The sequence below is a fragment of the Pseudomonas sp. Z3-6 genome, assembly GCF_051131985.1.
GTDB lineage: Bacteria > Pseudomonadota > Gammaproteobacteria > Pseudomonadales > Pseudomonadaceae > Aquipseudomonas > Aquipseudomonas zanjanensis.
Genome location: NZ_CP071644.1, coordinates 6,721,824 through 6,737,786, shown reverse-complemented (window position 1 = coordinate 6,737,786; position 15,963 = coordinate 6,721,824). Strand labels below are relative to the sequence as shown.

The window sequence follows — 15,963 nt, the reverse complement described above, 5'->3', positions numbered from 1 at the left end:
AGCCATGATGATGCGCCCGGCGTTTTCCCGGCTGCCGGTGGCGGTGAACCTGCCGTTGCTGTTGCACGCACTGGCGGCCATTGACGACACACGTTGGCAGGGGCACTTCAACAGTGCCTATCACAGCGGCGATTGGAGCGGCGTGGCGCTGATATCGGCGGCCGATGCCGCTACCGAACTGTCGCCCGGGCACGGTCAGCCCGTGCATCGCGCGCCTTGGACAGCGGACAGTCGCTGGCAAGAGGCATTGCATGACTGGCCCCTGGAGATCGTCTCGGCCCGGCTGCTGCGGTTGGGCCCCGGTGGGCGCATCCACGAGCATCGCGACTATGATCTGGGCGGGCCGGATGCTGATCTGCGCCTGCACGTGCCGCTGCTCAGCCCACCTGACGTGGATTTTTTCCTGGATGGACACATTATTCCGATGACGGCCGGCGAGTGCTGGTTTCTCGACCTGGCGCGGCCCCATCGCGTTATGAATCGAAGTGCTCATTCGCGGGTTCACCTGGTGCTCGATTGTCGCCCCGGGCCGTGGCTGGCCCAGCAGATTGCCGATGGGCTACCCACCACACCCGCCGCGGGCGTCGGGCCAGGCGACTTTGTCCGTTTTCAGCAGCGCGTGGAAACGGATCCTCATCTCGCGCGAACCTTGCAGAACTTGCATGAGCTGGACGCTTTTTTTGACTCTGCCCTGGCACTGGGGGCCGAACAAGGGCTTCACTTCACCCGGGAGGAATTGCGGGCTGCGATGCGCACCGGTCGCCAGCAGTGGAGAAACCAGTGGAAGACCTGAATCTGCACGGCTGGTTGCCGATCCGCGTATGGCAAGAGGCCGGGCAGTGGCGGGTCGATTGGTGCTGGTTCGGCGACATGCGACTGTCACAGCCGTTCTTTGGAGATGCGGTGGAAGACGCCCTGCGCCTGCCCTTCAACCAGGCGTTCCGCCGCCAGACACCCTTGGAGGTGCTCGGTCAGTGGCAACGACAAAGCCCGGGCCTGGCGCCCAATGCGTTCATTTTCCATGCCTCCCGTTGCGGCTCGACATTGATCAGCCAGATGCTTGCCCAATTGGACCATCACATCGTCATTTCGGAACCACCGCCCCTGGATACGCTGCTGCGCAGTGATTTGCCGTTGCCCGAGCGGTGCGTGGCGCTCAAGGGCTTGATGTCGGCCTATGGGCAGCGCCGCCGAGGCGTGGAGCAACGGCTGGTGGTCAAGCTCGACGCCTGGAACATCGGTGAACTGCCGTTGTTGCGTGAGTGCTTTCCCGACACGCCCTGGTTGTTCGTGTACCGCGACCCCTTGGAAATCTCGGTCTCCCACCTGCGCCGTCCCGGCATGCACATGGTGCCGGGGATGATCGGGGCGACGGTCCTGGACGATGGATTGCCGTTCGCCGGCCAGGAAGATTTCATCCCGCGCCGGGTGGGACGGTTATTGGCGACGGGCTTGGACCACTGCCAGGCATTGGCTGGGATGGCGGTCAACTACACCGAACTGCCTGAGGCGATGACGGGCAGGCTGGCGGCGTTTTTCGGCCTCGATGAAGGGCAGTGCAAACAAGTGTTCGCAGCGGTCGGGCAACATGCCAAGCAGCCGGCGCAGGTGTTTGTTGGCGACAGCGAGGACAAGCGCCGGGAGGCTTCGGCGCTGTTGCGTGAGCGGGTCCTGCGCTGGGCGCAGGGGCCTTACGAGGCGTTGAAGTCACTCTCTCCGTAGCGGATTCAAACCCGCTTTTGTGGCGAGGGAGCTTGCTCCCGCTCGGTTGCGCAGCAACCGCAAAGTCGTGGGGCCGCTTCGCCCGAAGCGTCGGACCGGCCCAGCGGAAGCAAGCTCCCTCGCCACGGTGTGCTCAGCTCCAAGGGACTAGACTGCAGGAATAGCGCCCAGCCATCCATTCATGCCCAGGAGTCCCGCATGGAAACCCCGATCCATACACTTCCCGCCCTGTTCAAACAACTCGGCTTGCCTGACGACGCCGTCAGCATCGATCAATTCATTGCCAGTCATTCGCCGCTTAAACCCGACCTGCGGCTTGCCGATGCGTTTTTCTGGAGCGAGAGCCAGCGGCAACTCCTGCGCGACGAAATCCTCGAGGATGCGGACTGGGCGGTGGTGGTGGATCAACTCGACGTGCTGTTGCGCAAGGGCCGCAGTGAGTGATGCACGAACCTGTGGGAGCGGGCTTGCTCGCCAATGCGTCGTGTCAGGCAACATCAGCGTCAACTGACCCACCGCTTTCGCGAGCAAGCCCGCTCCCACAGAGATACACGATTATTCTTTATTGTTATTAACAAATAGCTTCTTATTCCTTAAGTAATATACCTCTCCTCCCTATACTCGTCCGGGAACAGACACGCAGGAGAGCACCCATGCGCAACGAGTCGATTCGCTACCTGATTGTGCCGGGCTGGCAAGGATCGCCGGAGAATCATTGGCAAACCCACTGGCAGAACAGCCTGCCCAACAGCGCCCGGGTCGAGCAGGCCGACTGGGTCACGCCCCGGCGTGAGGACTGGGTCGCGGCGCTGGCCGAGGCCGTGGCCGCCGACAGCACGCCGGTGATCCTGATTGCCCATAGCCTGGGCTGCATCACGGTGGCCCATTGGGCCGCCACCGCACCGGTGCACTTCCTGCGGCAGGTGCGGGGGGCGTTGCTGGTGGCGCCGGCGGATGTCGAGCGGCCGGCCTGCGTCCCGGCGCTGCGCAACTTCGCGCCGATTCCCAATGATCTGCTGCCGTTCCCAAGCCAAGTGGTCAGCTCCGACAACGACGCCGCCGTGAGCGCCCCGCGCGCCTTGGAGCTGGCCCGCAACTGGGGTGCCGAGGCCGGGATCCTGTCAGGGGCTGGGCATATCAATGTGAAGTCTGGCCACCAGCGTTGGGAGCAGGGTTTCGCTTACCTCTACCGTCTGCAAAACCGCATGGAGCATCACGCCCTGCGTCGCGCCTGAATTTTTAGCGCCCCCCGTCTCCCGGCGGCCTGGGGCGGGAGCCTGCCATGAGTTTGCATGAAACCTTCGGTCAGCCCTTGCTGACCTTTCCCGATGCGGAAAAAAGCCCCCTGAGCATTCGCGCCAAGGCGCTGGTGTTCGTCGATCCCCGTTCACGGCAGTTGCGCCAGGAATTGGAGCAACTGGCGCCCCGGGCGATTTCAGTGCTGATACGCGGCGAAACCGGTAGCGGCAAGGAACTGCTGGCCCGGCATATCCATCGCGAAAGCGATCGCGGCGGATTGTTTGTATCGGTCAATTGCGGCGCCATCAGCCCGACCTACGCCGACGCCGAACTGTTCGGCTATGCCGCCGGTAGCTACAGTGGTTCGGCCAGCAGCCGGGCCGGCTGGTTTGGTTCGGCCAACGGCGGCACTCTTTACCTGGATGAAATCGGCGACTTGCCGCTGCCGATCCAGATCAAGCTGCTGGCGGCCTTGGAGAACCATGAAGTCACCCGTGTCGGCGCTCATCAGCCCAGTCCGGTGGATGTCCGCCTGGTCGCGGCCACCAGCATCGACTTGGCGCAAGCGGTGGCGGCCGGGAAATTCCACGAACGGCTCTACCACTATCTGGGCGAAGGCCGGCTCGAACTGCCGGCCCTGCGCGAACGGGTGGGCGATATCCTGTCCCTGGCCGAATACTTCCTGGGCATCTACAGCCAGCGACTCGGCCTGGCCGTGCCGCTGATCAGTGAAGCCGCGCAACATGCCCTCGAACAGCACAGTTGGCCGGGCAATACCCGCGAACTGGAAAACGTCATTCATTTCGCGTTGCTGGTGAGCACGGGGGAGGAGATTTTGCCGGAGCATTTGAATCTGCCGTCCCAGCCTTCAGCCTTGGAGCTGATTGATCAGCAGGTGGCGCAGGTCATTGCCCAGGGGTCGGACGCCGAGCGCTTAGCTCTCAAGGCGTTGCTCAATCAATTGAGCCAAACGCTCTAGACCGGATACCCACCTGTGGCGAGGGAGCTTGCTCCCGCTCGGTTGCGCAGCGACCGCAAAAATCTTGGGTCCGCTACGCGGCCCAGCGGGAGCAAGCTCCCTCGCCACAAAAGCGTCGCCTTGTATATGAATAAAATGAATATGAACTTGAATAAAAGATATTGTTAAGGAATAAAAAATATCGGTATTGTCCGCATCACGCCAGCGATAGCACTTCACTGGCACATCCACATTTAGCCGTCGTCCATGACGACCGTGATTTTCGATAAGGACACTGCATGAAAAAGGTTCTGTTGTTCACCGCATTGGCGGCAGCCCTGGCCTCGAGCCTGGCCCAGGCCGCGGAGAAGCTGGTCGTGGCCGCCACGCCAGTACCCCACGCGGAAATCCTCGAGCTGATCAAGCCGGCCCTGGCTAAAGAAGGCGTGGATTTGCAGATCAAGGTTTTCACTGACTACGTCCAGCCCAACGTACAGGTCGACCAGAAACGCCTGGACGCCAACTACTTCCAGACCTTGCCCTACCTCAAGAGCTTCAACGAAGGCAAAGGCACCCACCTGGTGACGGTCATCGGCGTGCACGTCGAACCGTTTGGCGGCTACTCGAAAAAGGTCAAGAGCCTGGCTGAGCTGAAGGACGGCGCAACCATCGCCATCCCTAACGAAGGCAGCAACAGCGGCCGTGCGCTGATCCTGCTGCAGAAGGCTGGCCTGATCACACTCAAGGATCCGAAAAACGCCCTGGCGACGCCGAAGGACATTGCCGAGAACCCTAAGAACTTCAAGTTCAAGGAACTGGAATCGGCCATGCTGCCGCGTGTGTTGGATCAGGTCGACCTGGACATGATCAACACCAATTACGCCTTGGAAGCAGGTCTTAACCCGGCCAAGGACGCCTTGGTGATCGAAGGTGCGGATTCGCCTTACGTGAACTTCCTGGTGGCCCGTCCGGACAACAAGGACAGCCCGGCCATCCAGAAACTGGCCAAGGCCCTGACCAGCCCTGAAGTGAAGGCGTTCATCGAGAAGAAATACAGCGGCGCGGTGCTGCCGGCGTTCTGATTCGCGCGGTAAACCCTGTTACGGTTTCAAACGCCGACGGCTGATACAGCGTCGGCGTTTTTTATGCTCGAAAGATTGCTTGGGTCAGGGACAGGATTACCTGTGGCGAGGGAGCTTGCTCCCGCTCGGCTGCGCAGCAGTCGCAAAACCCGCTAATGCGATCTTCGTGAAGGACTGCTGGGGGCCTGCTACGCAGGCCAGCGGGAGCAAGCTCCCTCGCCACAAGATCAAACGCGCAAATCAGGCCACCCTGGTCTTCAATGCCCGGCGCAACGCCACCAATAATTTCACTATTTCCTGCGGTTCCAGTCGCTGCGGCACTTTCACGTCAGCCATTTTTTTCTTCCTTGTAATGGTGAGGGGATGTCGAAAAGATCCTCCCTGCGGCGCAAGGAAAATAGTCGTCTTTGTCCTAGCCGGCAAATCCGGGAACAGTTCTGTGCTCGCTGAAGGCCTACGGTGGGAGCGAGCTTGCTCGCGATTCAGTTGATCAGGCGCCATTCAATCCGGCCAATGCCACGCCGGCTCATCCAACGCCCGCTGCCCGACAATCCCGGTCTGTCCAAGGTCTTTCTCCAGCACGATGCAATTGCACTGTTCATCCTGCTCCAACGCGGCAATCAGGCGCGAGGCATGGGACACCACCCAGACCTGGCAATTGGCCGAGGCGCGGATGATCAACCGCGCCAGGGCCGGCAACAGGTCGGGGTGCAGGCTGGTTTCCGGTTCGTTGAGCACCATCAGCGAAGGCGGTCTGGGCGTGAGCAGGGCGGCCACCAGCAACAGATAGCGCAAGGTCCCGTCCGACAGTTCGGCGGCGGACAGCGGTCGCAGCAGGCCGTGCTGCTGGAACGCGATGGCGAAACGTCCGCCTTGCAGCTTATCGATGTGCAGTCGGGCGCCGGGGAACGCGTCACCGATGGCGGCATGCAAGGCCTCGACGTCACCGATTTCAAGAATGGTCTGCAGCGCGGCGGCCAGATCCCGCCCATCGTGATGCAGCACCGGCGTGCGGGTGCCCAGTTGTGGTTGGCGCACCGGGGCGTCGGCGTCGCTGCGAAAGTGATCGTAGAAGCGCCAGCGACGAATGAACTCGCGCATCTGCAGGACCTCCGGCGAAGCGCGCAGGCTGCCGACCTGGTCGAACAGGCTGTCGAAGGTGGGCGTGTGCTGGGCCAGTACATCCCATGAACGGCCTTCGCGGGCACGGATCATCGGCCCGTTGCGGTCCACCAGCAGGCTGGCCGGTCGAAACACCGGGCCGGCCCAGATGCATTCACGCTTGATTTCCGGGTCCAGGGAAAACGCTGAGCGACTGGGTGCAGGCAGGCCGAGGGCGATGGAGTAGCTGAAGTCTTCGCCGGCGAAGCCCAGGCGCAGGCGCTTGGTGCCCTGGCGCACAACCGCCTGGACCGGCACCTCACCGTTACGCATGCGGCGGCTGATTTCCTCCGGCCCGGCCCAGAAGGTCGAGTCCAGTCCGCCTTCCCGGGCCAGGGCGTTGACCACCCCGCCCTGGGCCGTTTCCGACAGCAGCCGAAGGGCGCGATACAGATTGGATTTGCCACTGCCGTTGGGCCCGGTGATCAGGTTCAGCCGACCCAGGGGGATGACCAGTTTATTGATCGATCGATAGTTGGCCACCGCCAATGTCTTGAGCATGGGCAGACTCCTGCTGCGTGGGTTCGTAGGAGCTGTCGAGCGCAGCGAGGCTGCGATCTTTCCAAACCCCGTTGAGTCCCAAGTGAAAGATCAAAAGATCGCAGCCTCGCTGCGCTCGGCAGCTCCTACAAGAGGCGATCAGTTTGCCTGATTTGCCGTACCCGTTGTATTCGTGGAACCCTGTTCTAAGCTCACAGTCGTATCGTCACTGGTACGTCCGTACAACGCAAAGGAGTCTGCATGGCTGGTCCCGGAATCAAATTGATTGTTGGCTTGGGCGTGTGTGCGTTGTTGGCGGGGTGTGGTGACAAGAAGCCCGAAGAAAAGGCCCTGCCACGGGTTTTCGTGCAGCAGGCCGTGCCCAGCGAATACGCGGCCTCGGTGACCCTGACCGGCGATGTCCAGGCGCGGGTGCAGGCCGACCTGTCGTTTCGCGTGGGTGGCAAGATCATCGAGCGCAAGGTGGATGTCGGCGACCGGGTCTCGGCCCGGCAAGTGCTGGCCCGGCTCGATCCCCGGGACCTGCAGACCAACGTCGACTCCGCCCAAGCCCAGGTGGCCGCCGAGCAGGCGCGGGTCAAGCAGAGTGCGGCGGCGTTCGTGCGCCAACAGAAGCTCCTGCCCAAGGGCTACACCAGCCAGAGCGAATACGACGCGGCCCAGGCCCAACTGCGCAGCAGCCAGAGTGCGCTGACCGCTGCCCAGGCCCAACTGGCCAACGCTCGCGAACAACTGAGCTACACCGCGCTGATTGCCGAAGCGCCGGGCATCATCACTGCGCGCCAGGCGGAAGTCGGCCAAGTGGTGCAGGCCACGGAGCCGATCTTCAGCCTGGCCCGGGACGGCGAACGCGACGCGGTGTTCAACATCTACGAGTCACTGTTGAGCGAACCGCCGTCTGACCCTGCGATCACCATCAGCCTGTTGGATAACCCCACCATCAAGACCACCGGCACGGTGCGCGAGATCACCCCGGCGGTGTCCGCCCAGACCGGCACCGTGCAGGTCAAGGTGACCCTCGATGAATTGCCCGAAGGCATGCGCTTGGGGTCGGTGGTCAGCGCCACGGCCAAATCCGCCGGCAAGACCGCCTTCGAGTTGCCTTGGTCGGCCCTGACCAAGAACCTCAGTGAGCCGGCCGTGTGGCTGGTGGACGGCGACGGCAAGGCGCAGTTGCAGACGGTGACGGTCGGCCGCTACCTGACCGGCAAGGTCATCATCAGTGCGGGCCTCAAGGGAGGAGAGAAAATCGTCACCGCCGGTGGGCAGTTGCTGCACCCCGGCGTACGCGTCGAGATCGCTGAAAACACTTATGAAAAATCCACGCCGGGAGCCCAGCCATGAAGCGTGTGTGGATGATCGCGGCTGGCCTCTTGCTGGCGGCCTGCTCCAAGGAGGAAGCACCGCCCGAACCGGTACGCCCGGTGTTGTCCGTTGAAGTCCGGGCCCTCGACCAACAGGCCCTCGGGCGTTTCGCCGGGAATATCCAGGCGCGTTACGAGAGCAACGTCGGTTTCCGCGTGCCCGGACGCATTGCCAGCCGCAACGTCGATGTTGGCGCCGAAGTGAAGAAGGGCGACCTGCTCGCCACGCTCGATCCCACCGACCAGCAGAACCAGCTCCGCGCCGCCCAGGGCGATCTGGCGCGGATCGAGGCGCAGTACATCAATGCCCAGGCCAATGCCCGTCGCCAGCAGCAATTGTTCGACCGTGGTGTCGGTGCCCAGGCGCAACTGGACGTCGCCCAGACTGACCTGAAAACCACCGGGGCGTCCCTCGAACAGGCCCGGGCTTCGGTGGAGCAGGCCCGCGACCAACTCAACTACAGCCAATTGCACGCGGACCACGACGCCGTCGTCACCGCCTGGAACGCCGAAGCCGGGCAGGTGGTCACCGCCGGCCAGCAAGTGGTGACCCTGGCCCGCCCGGATATCAAGGAAGCAGTGATCGACCTGCCGGCCGGGCTGGTCGAGCGCTTGCCCACGGACGTGGTATTCGAGGTCGCCGCGCAATTGGACCCGAGCATCCACACCACCGCCATCGTCCGCGAGATCGAGCCCCAGGCCCAGAGCGCGACCCGCACCCGCCGCGCGCGCCTGACGCTGACCGACACACCGCCAGGTTTTCGCCTGGGCACGGCCATCAGCGTGACCCTGAGTTCGACCATCGAACCGCGCATCGAACTGCCGCTCAGCGCCCTGCAAGAGATCGACGGCAAGGCGCGCATCTGGCTGATCGACCCGCAAACCCAGACCGTCTCACCCCGTGAGGTACGGATTATTGAGCGTTCGGCCAACTCGGTGCTGGTGGCCAACGGCATCAAGGCCGGCGACCGCGTGGTCAGCGCCGGCGTGCACAGTCTCCAGCCAGGACAGAAAGTGAAACTCGACGAGGACGCACGATGAAAGGGCCTTTCAACTTATCCGAATGGGCCCTGCGGCATCAGTCGTTCGTCTGGTACCTGATGTTCGTGGCGCTGTTGATGGGCGTGTTTTCGTACATGAACCTGGGTCGCGAGGAAGACCCGTCGTTCACCATCAAGACCATGATCATCCAGACCCGCTGGCCTGGCGCGACCCAGGAAGAAACCCTCAGGCAGGTCACCGACCGCATCGAGAAGAAGCTCGAAGAGCTCGACTCCCTCGACTACGTCAAGAGCTACACCCGCCCGGGAGAGTCGACGGTGTTCGTGTACCTGCGCGATACCACCGGGGCCAAGGAAATCCCCGAGATCTGGTACCAGGTGCGCAAGAAGATCAACGACATTCGCGGCGACTTCCCCGAAGGCTTGCAAGGGCCTGGGTTCAATGATGAGTTCGGCGATGTCTACGGTTCGGTGTACGCCTTCACCGGCGACGGCCTGTCGATGCGCCAGTTGCGCGACTACGTGGAACAGGTGCGCGCCGAGATCCGCGAGGTACCGGGCCTGGGCAAGGTCGAGATGGTGGGCGAGCAGGACGAAGTGCTGTACCTGAACTTCTCCACGCGCAAACTCGCCGCCCTGGGCATCGACCAGCGCCAAGTGGTGCAGAGCCTGCAATCGCAGAATGCCGTGACCCCGGCCGGGGTGATCGATGCGGGACCGGAGCGGATTTCCGTACGTACGTCCGGGCAGTTCCAATCGGAAAAAGACCTGGCCAACGTCAACCTGCGACTCAATGACCGCTTCTATCGACTGGCCGACATCGCCGACATCCGTCGCGGCTATGTCGACCCCGCCACACCGATGTTCCGTTTCAACGGTACGCCGGCCATCGGCCTTGCCATCGCGATGAAGAAGGGTGGCAACATCCAGGACTTCGGCAAGGCGCTGCATGCGCGCATGAACGAGCTGACCGCCGACCTGCCGGTGGGCGTTGGCGTGCACACCGTGTCGGACCAGGCCGAAGTGGTGGAGGAGGCGGTCGGCGGCTTCACCAGTGCCCTGTTCGAGGCGGTGATCATCGTCCTGCTCGTCAGCTTCGTCAGCCTCGGCGTACGGGCCGGGCTGGTGGTGGCCTGTTCGATTCCGCTGGTGCTGGCGATGGTCTTCTTGTTCATGGAATATAGCGGCATCACCATGCAGCGGATTTCCCTCGGCGCGTTGATCATCGCCCTCGGCCTGCTGGTGGACGACGCGATGATCACCGTGGAAATGATGGTCACGCGCCTGGAAAAAGGCGACAGCAAGGATCAGGCCGCGACGTTCGCCTACACCTCGACGGCGTTTCCCATGCTCACCGGGACCCTGGTGACCGTGGCCGGTTTCGTGCCCATCGGCTTGAACGCCAGCTCCGCCGGTGAATACACCTTCACCCTGTTTGCGGTCATCGCCGTGGCGATGCTGGTGTCATGGATCGTCGCGGTGCTGTTTGCCCCGGTGATCGGCGTGCATATCCTCAGCGCTGACGTGAAACCCCACAGCGCCGAGCCGGGGCGGATCGGCCGGGCATTCAACGGCGGCCTGTTGTGGGCGATGCGCAATCGCTGGTGGGCCATCGGCATCACCGTGCTGCTGTTCGTGCTGGCGGTGTTTTGCATGCGTTTTGTGCAGAACCAGTTCTTCCCGTCCTCGGACCGGCCAGAAATCCTGGTGGACCTCAACCTGCCGCAAAACGCTTCGATGGACGAGACCCGCAAAGCCGTCGACCGCCTGGAGGCGACCCTCAAGGGCGACCCGGACATTGAGCGCTGGAGCACCTACATCGGCGAAGGCGCGATTCGTTTCTACCTGCCGCTGGACCAGCAGTTGCAGAACCCGTACTACGCGCAATTGGTGATCGTCAGCAAAGGCCTGGAGTCGCGCACGGCGCTGACCGAACGCCTGCAAAAGCGTCTGCGTGAGGATTTCGTCGGGATTGGCAGCTACGTCCAGGCCTTGGAAATGGGCCCGCCGGTGGGCCGGCCGATCCAATATCGGGTCAGCGGCAAGGACATCGACCTGGTGCGCAAGCATGCGATCGAACTGGCCACCGAACTGGACAAGAACTCGCACATTGGCGAAATCATCTACGACTGGAACGAGCCGGGCAAAGTGCTGCGTATCGACATCGCCCAGGACAAGGCGCGGCAATTGGGCTTGTCGTCCGATGATGTGGCGAGGCTGATGAACAGCATTGTCAGCGGCTCGCCGGTGACCCAGGTCAACGATGATATCTACTTGATCAACGTGGTCGGCCGTGCCGAGGATGCCGAGCGCGGTTCGCCGGAAACCCTGCAGAACCTGCAGATCGTCACCCCGAGTGGCACGTCGATTCCGTTGCTGGCGTTTGCCACGGTGCGCTATGAACTGGAGCAACCGCTGGTGTGGCGTCGTGACCGCAAGCCGACCATCACCATCAAGGCCGCGGTGCGCGACGAGATCCAGCCCACCGACCTGGTCAAGCAGTTGCAACCGGACATCGACAAGTTCGCCGCCGGCCTGCCGGTGGGTTACAAGGTCGCCACGGGCGGTACGGTGGAGGAGAGCAGCAAGGCCCAGGGGCCGATCGCCAGCGTCGTGCCGCTGATGCTGTTTTTGATGGCGACTTTCCTGATGATCCAGTTGCACAGCGTGCAGAAACTGTTCCTGGTGGCGAGCGTCGCGCCCCTCGGGTTGATCGGCGTGGTGCTGGCGCTGGTGCCGACGGGCACGCCCATGGGCTTCGTGGCGATCCTCGGGATTCTCGCGCTGATCGGCATCATTATCCGTAACTCGGTGATCCTGGTGACTCAGATCGATGAGTACGAGCGTGACGGCTACGAACCCTGGGACGCGGTGGTGGAGGCCACCGAACACCGCCGCCGGCCGATCCTGCTCACGGCCGCCGCGGCGAGCCTGGGGATGATCCCGATTGCCCGGGAAGTGTTCTGGGGGCCGATGGCCTACGCGATGATCGGCGGGATTATCATCGCCACGTTGCTGACGCTGCTGTTCCTGCCGGCGCTGTATGTGGCCTGGTACAAGATCCGCGAGCCGAAGCGTGATTGACGCGGCCGCCTTCGCTGCCCTTGTGGCGAGGGAGCTTGCTCCCGCTCGGCTGCGCAGCAGTCGTGAACCGGTGGACTCGGTCTGCCTGAAGTTACTCATTGTCTGGGTTTTGGGCTGCTTCGCAGCCCAGCGGGAGCAAGCTCCCTCGCCACAGGGATACGTCGCAAACTTGAACTCTGGGTTACTGGAACAGGCTTTGCACCTGCTCCAGCACCGCGTTGGCTGACATACCGCTATCGCGAGCAAGCTCGCTCCCACAGTGGTTCTCTGTTGCCCACAGAATATGTGTTCACTGGAGCTCCCTGTGGGAGCGAGCTTGCTCGCGATGGGTCCAGCCCAATCACCCCGTTTTTTTATTTGCGCAACAACCGCAACCCATTGAACACCACCAGCAAACTCACCCCCATGTCGGCAAACACCGCCATCCACATGGTGGCGAACCCGGCGAAGGTGACCCCGAGAAAGATCGCCTTGATCACCAAGGCCAAGGCAATGTTCTGTTTCAGAATGCTGGACGTCTGCCGCGACAGGCGAATGAAGGCCGGGATCTTGCGCAGGTCATCGTCCATCAAGGCGACGTCGGCGGTCTCGATGGCCGTGTCGGTGCCGGCCGCCGCCATGGCGAAACCGATTTCCGAGCGGGCCAGGGCCGGGGCGTCGTTGATGCCGTCGCCCACCATGCCGACGCGGTGACCCTGGGCATACAGCGCTTCGATGGCTTGCAGCTTGTCTTCCGGCAACAGGTCGCCCCGCGCCTGATCCATGCCCACCTGTGCGGCAATCGCTTCGGCGGTGTGGGCGTTGTCGCCGGTGAGCATCAGGGTTCTGATGCCCAGTTCATGCAGTTGCCGGATGGCCTCGCGGCTGGAATCCTTCACGGTGTCAGCCACGGCAAACAACGCCAAGGGGCCTGTAGCGTCGAGCAGCAGCACCACCGACTTGCCTTGTTTTTCCAGGGCGAAGAGTTTTTCTTCCAATTCGGGAGAGCACAGGCCGAGGTCTTCCACCAGGCGGTGGTTGCCCAAGTGATAGGTCCGGCCGTCGATGTCGCCGCGCACGCCGCGCCCGGCCAGCGCCGCGAAGTTATCCACAGCCTGCTGCACCACTTGCTTATCCACAGCCGCGTTGGCAATCGCCCGGGACACCGGGTGGTCGGAACGGGCGGCGAGGCTGGCGGCCAGGGCCGGGGCTGTGCTGTCCAGAGTAGGGTCCAAGGCCACATAGTCGGTTTGCACCGGTTTGCCGTGGGTGATCGTGCCGGTCTTGTCCAACGCCAGATAGTCGAGCTTGTAGCCGCCCTCCAGATAGACGCCGCCCTTGACCAGGATGCCTTTGCGCGCGGCGGCGGCGAGGCCGCTGACGATGGTCACGGGGGTGGAAATCACCAGCGCGCACGGGCAGGCGACCACCAGCAGCACCAGGGCCCGGTAGATCCAGTCGAACCACAAGGCGCCCATGAACAGCGGTGGAATGACTGCTACCGCCAGGGCCAGGGCAAACACCGCTGGGGTATAGATCGTCGAAAAGCGGTCGACGAAGCGCTGGGTCGGCGCCCGGGAGCCCTGTGCCTGTTCCACGGCGTGGATGATTCGCGCCAGGGTCGATTGATCGGCCGCCGCCGTCACCCGATATTCCAGTTCGCCAGCCTGGTTGATGGTGCCGGCGAACACCTTGTCGCCGGCGATTTTTTCCACCGGCAGGCTTTCACCGGTAATCGGTGCCTGGTCGACGGTCGAGCGGCCGGTGATCACCTCACCGTCCAGGCCGACGCGCTCGCCGGGCCGCACCCGCACCCGCGCGCCGAGGGCAATGGCCTTGACCTCCTGGACCTGCCAGGTGCCATCGGCCTGCTGCACGGTGGCCTGTTCCGGGGCCATCTGCATCAGGCCGCTGATGGCGTTGCGCGCCCGATCCAGGGATTTGGCTTCGATCAGTTCGGCCACGGTGAACAGGAACATCACCATTGCCGCTTCCGGCCATTGGCCAATCAGCACGGCGCCGGTCACGGCGATGCTCATCAGCGCGTTGATGTTCAGGTTGCGGTTCTTCAGGGCGATCCAGCCCTTCTTGTAGGTACCCAGGCCACCGCTGAGGATCGACACCAACGCCACCAGCGCGACCACCCAGTTTGGCGCGGCATTGGTGAAGTGGATCACTTCGGCGCCCAGGGCCGTCACGCCGGACAGCGCCAACGGCCACCAGGGCTTGGCCGGGGCGGGCAGGTCGTGGCTTTGCGGTTTCTCGCCCGCAATCAGCGGGTCGGCCTGCATGCCTAAGGATTCGATGGCCTTGATGATCGGCGCGTCGCTGGGCAGATCGTGGGTCACGCCCAGGACGCGGTTGATCAGGTTGAACTCCAGTCGCTGCACGCCTTCGAGTTTGCCGAGCTTGTTCTGGATCAGCGTCTGTTCGGTGGGGCAGTCCATGGCTTCGATGCGGAAACTGCTCAGCCGCGCGCCGTCCGTCGGCGTTTTGCCGAGATCGACCACCGCCGGTGCCGCTTTCGAGGCGCAGCAGGAATGCCCGTGGTCATGGCCGTGGTCGGGTTTTTGGATGTGAAGGGAATCGCTCATCGGGTGACGTCCGTGAAAAGTGCCTGTTGCGCAGTAAAGACCCTGTAGCCACTATAGGGTCAAGCACCTATTTGGGAGATCGCACCATGAAGATCGGAGAACTGGCGAAAATCACCGACTGTCAGGTCGAAACCATCCGCTACTACGAACGCGAAGGCCTGCTGCCGGAACCGGCCCGCAGCGACGGCAACTACCGCGTCTACACCCAGGCCCATGCCGAACGGCTGACGTTCATCCGCAACTGCCGCACCCTGGACATGACCCTGGAGGAAATTCGCAGCCTCCTGGCCCTGCGCGACAGCCCCCAGGACCAATGCGAAAGCGTCAATGCGCTGATCGATGAACACATCCAGCACGTCAAGGCTCGCATCGATGGCCTGCTGGCCCTGCAGACGCAACTGATCGACCTGCGCCATCGCTGTGGCGAAGGGCCGGATCTGGATCAATGCGGGATCTTGCAGCGGTTGGAGGTGAGCGGGGCGGTGGCGCCGGAGGTGGAGCATTCACATGTGGGGCGTAGCCACGGGCATTGAGCCGATCTTGGAGCACATGCAGATCCAATGTGGGAGCGAGCCTGCTCGCGATAGCGGTGGGTCAGTCACATAAGTATTGAATGTGAGGACGCTATCGCGAGCAACCGCCGTAGGACTCCTTATAGGAGCTTTACCAGTACCGCTCCGAGCAGTATCCCAATCGACGCTACGAGCATCATCACCACGCGAGTAGCGTCAGTTCAGCTGGCTTTGATCGAGTTATTTAAATTGGATTAGCACGGCTGCAAGTGCCATCCAGATGAGGGCGACGATTATTATCGTCATTTCAATTAATAGGAGCCGTTTCAAATAACGCGGGAAGTTCTCGATATCGACCGGGTCTACTTCACCAATACGGATTGATACTCCAGGCCACAACACCATCCCGGCAATTTTTCCTATCTCCAAGAACGACCAGATCAAACCCCGTCTCCCCAGGTTCGGGCCCCAAAGATAAATATAGCGGCTGTTCTTCAAAGCCTCCTTCATCGCATCCAGATGGCGGTGGCTCAGGTATAAGCTAAATACCGCACCTACAAAGCTCAGCAGAGTGGGGCCGGCCATAAGCCAAAAAGCCAGCCAAGACTTCCAGAACTCCTCCGGTATCATTGCAGCGTTTTCTCGTATAGTACTTCTCCGATTCCCTCACCTCCTATAGCTCCAAGGGCCGTGCCTCCCCACGCGCCAGTCGCCACCACGGCCCCGACGCAGAGAACACCCCCAATGCCTGTAGTGACTCCAAGCG

At 62.5% G+C, this 15,963-nt stretch carries 13 protein-coding genes; 10 read left to right on the top strand and 3 right to left on the bottom strand.

The genetic code is table 11. The features are described from left to right. Positions 1–7: 7 nt before the first annotated feature. The 6 genes from J3P88_RS29155 (at position 8) to J3P88_RS29130 (ending at position 5,001) form a co-directional block, all read left to right on the top strand. A complete protein-coding gene (locus J3P88_RS29155) occupies positions 8–793 on the top strand; it encodes an aspartyl/asparaginyl beta-hydroxylase domain-containing protein (RefSeq protein WP_434576646.1) in 786 nt (261 codons plus the stop codon). Next, positions 781–1,722: a sulfotransferase family protein gene (locus J3P88_RS29150; RefSeq protein WP_434573127.1), complete on the top strand. Its 942-nt coding sequence runs from the start codon at positions 781–783 to the stop codon at positions 1,720–1,722. Before J3P88_RS29155 ends, J3P88_RS29150 begins: the two co-directional genes overlap by 13 nt. Positions 1,723–1,920: 198 nt before the next feature. Further along, entirely contained in the window at positions 1,921–2,166 is a 246-nt protein-coding gene (locus J3P88_RS29145) for a DUF2789 domain-containing protein (protein ID WP_186709449.1), read from the top strand. Positions 2,167–2,375: 209 nt separating this feature from the next. Continuing rightward, complete coding sequence (locus J3P88_RS29140; RefSeq protein ID WP_186709448.1) at positions 2,376–2,957, top strand: alpha/beta hydrolase; 582 nt, start codon at positions 2,376–2,378, stop codon at positions 2,955–2,957. 47 nt (positions 2,958–3,004) lie between these two features. Further along, complete coding sequence (locus J3P88_RS29135) at positions 3,005–3,940, top strand: sigma 54-interacting transcriptional regulator (RefSeq protein WP_434573124.1); 936 nt, start codon at positions 3,005–3,007, stop codon at positions 3,938–3,940. A 278-nt stretch (positions 3,941–4,218) separates the two neighbouring features. Beyond that, positions 4,219–5,001, top strand: a complete 783-nt coding sequence (locus tag J3P88_RS29130) for a MetQ/NlpA family ABC transporter substrate-binding protein (protein WP_434573122.1) — start codon at positions 4,219–4,221, stop codon at positions 4,999–5,001. Positions 5,002–5,502: 501 nt separating this feature from the next. Here the strand turns inward: J3P88_RS29130 and J3P88_RS29125 are convergent. Continuing rightward, on the bottom strand, positions 5,503–6,663 hold the full coding sequence (locus J3P88_RS29125; RefSeq protein WP_434573120.1) for an AAA family ATPase: 1,161 nt from the start codon (positions 6,661–6,663) through the stop codon (positions 5,503–5,505). A gap of 240 nt (positions 6,664–6,903) precedes the next feature. Here J3P88_RS29125 and J3P88_RS29120 point away from each other — a divergent pair, with 240 nt between their 5' ends. From J3P88_RS29120 to J3P88_RS29110, 3 genes are read left to right on the top strand one after another with little or no spacing between them, the layout of a single operon-like run. Continuing rightward, on the top strand, positions 6,904–8,007 hold the full coding sequence (locus J3P88_RS29120) for an efflux RND transporter periplasmic adaptor subunit (protein WP_186709441.1): 1,104 nt from the start codon (positions 6,904–6,906) through the stop codon (positions 8,005–8,007). Further along, a complete protein-coding gene (locus J3P88_RS29115; protein WP_434573117.1) occupies positions 8,004–9,068 on the top strand; it encodes an efflux RND transporter periplasmic adaptor subunit in 1,065 nt (354 codons plus the stop codon). The genes J3P88_RS29120 and J3P88_RS29115 overlap by 4 nt, the downstream gene beginning before the upstream one ends. Next, positions 9,065–12,112: an efflux RND transporter permease subunit gene (locus J3P88_RS29110; protein WP_186730351.1), complete on the top strand. Its 3,048-nt coding sequence runs from the start codon at positions 9,065–9,067 to the stop codon at positions 12,110–12,112. Before J3P88_RS29115 ends, J3P88_RS29110 begins: the two co-directional genes overlap by 4 nt. Before the next feature lie 353 nt (positions 12,113–12,465). Here J3P88_RS29110 and J3P88_RS29105 read toward each other — a convergent pair whose 3' ends face one another. Further along, positions 12,466–14,685, bottom strand: coding sequence for a heavy metal translocating P-type ATPase (locus J3P88_RS29105; RefSeq protein ID WP_434573114.1), 2,220 nt, complete (start codon positions 14,683–14,685; stop codon positions 12,466–12,468). 86 nt (positions 14,686–14,771) lie between these two features. Here J3P88_RS29105 and cadR point away from each other — a divergent pair, with 86 nt between their 5' ends. Beyond that, positions 14,772–15,218 carry a Cd(II)/Pb(II)-responsive transcriptional regulator gene (cadR, locus tag J3P88_RS29100; protein ID WP_003196623.1) on the top strand — a complete coding sequence of 149 codons (447 nt, stop codon included), beginning with the start codon at positions 14,772–14,774 and terminating at the stop codon, positions 15,216–15,218. Between the two features lie 219 nt (positions 15,219–15,437). Here cadR and J3P88_RS29095 read toward each other — a convergent pair whose 3' ends face one another. Then, complete coding sequence (locus J3P88_RS29095) at positions 15,438–15,782, bottom strand: hypothetical protein (RefSeq protein ID WP_434573112.1); 345 nt, start codon at positions 15,780–15,782, stop codon at positions 15,438–15,440. Between the last annotated feature and the right edge of the window lie 181 nt (positions 15,783–15,963).